1 protein-coding gene is annotated in these 1,154 nt (G+C 69.4%); it reads right to left on the bottom strand.

Annotated elements, in window-relative coordinates; genetic code table 11:
- A partial coding sequence (locus E0F75_RS39720; protein ID WP_308189672.1) for an acyl-CoA dehydrogenase family protein occupies positions 1-1,154 on the bottom strand: 1,154 nt, incomplete at both ends.

Below are 1,154 nucleotides of genomic sequence, written 5' to 3'. Positions count from 1 at the left end.
TACGGGAGGTTGCGGGCCATGACGATGCGCTGGACCTGGTTGGTGCCTTCGTAGATCTGGGTGATCTTGGCGTCGCGCATCATGCGCTCGACGGGGTAGTCGCGGGTGTAGCCGTAGCCGCCGAGGAGCTGGACGGCGTCGGTGGTGACCTCCATGGCGACGTCGGAGGCGAAGCACTTGGCGGCGGCGCCGAAGAAGGTGAGGTCTTCCTTGTCGCCTCCGGCGGAGACGCGCTCGGACCTGGCGGCGGCGGCGTAGGTGAGCTGGCGGGCGGCCTCGAGCTTCATGGCCATGTCGGCGAGCATGAACTGGACGCCCTGGAAGTCGGCGATGGGCTTGCCGAACTGCTTGCGCTCCTTGACGTAGCCCTTGGCGTAGTCGAGGGCGCCCTGGGCGATGCCGATGGCCTGGGCGGCGATGGTGACACGGGTGTGGTCGAGGGTCTTCATCGCGGTGGCGAAGCCGGTGCCCTCGGCGCCGATCATGCGGTCGGCGGGGATGCGGACGTTGTCGAGGTAGACCTCGCGGGTCGGGGAGCCCTTGATGCCGAGCTTCCTCTCCGGGGCGCCGAAGGACACGCCTTCGTCGGACTTCTCCACGACGAAGGCGGAGATGCCCTTGGAGCGCTTGTCCGGGTCGGTGACGGCCATCACGGTGTAGTACTCGGAGACACCGGCGTTGGTGATCCACCGCTTGACGCCGTCGAGGACCCAGAAGTCCCCGTCACGGACCGCGCGGGTCTTCATGCCGGCCGCGTCGGAGCCCGCGTCGGGCTCGGACAGGGCGTAGGAGAACATCGCGTCGCCCTTGGCCAGCGGGCCGAGGTACTTGTGCTTGAGCTCCTCCGAGCCGGACAGGATCACCGGCAGCGAGCCCAGCTTGTTGACCGCCGGGATCAGCGAGGAGGAACCGCACGCGCGGGCGACCTCCTCGATCACGATCACCGTGGCCAGCGCGTCCGCGCCCGCGCCGCCGTAGGCCTCCGGGACGTGCACGGCGTGCAGGTCGCTGGCGACCAGCGCGTCCAGGGCCTCCTGCGGGAACCGGCCCTCCTCGTCCACCGCCGCGGCGAACGGCACGATCTTCGCCTCCGCGAGCGCACGCACCGACTCCCGGAGCATGTCGTGCTCCTCGGAGGGCCGATACAGGTCGAA

The sequence above is a fragment of the Streptomyces sp. CB02980 genome, from assembly GCF_014451325.2.
In the GTDB taxonomy this organism is placed as follows: domain Bacteria; phylum Actinomycetota; class Actinomycetes; order Streptomycetales; family Streptomycetaceae; genus Streptomyces.
Note: the sequence above shows the minus strand (reverse complement) of the source record. Positions and strands in the feature narration are given on the sequence as shown.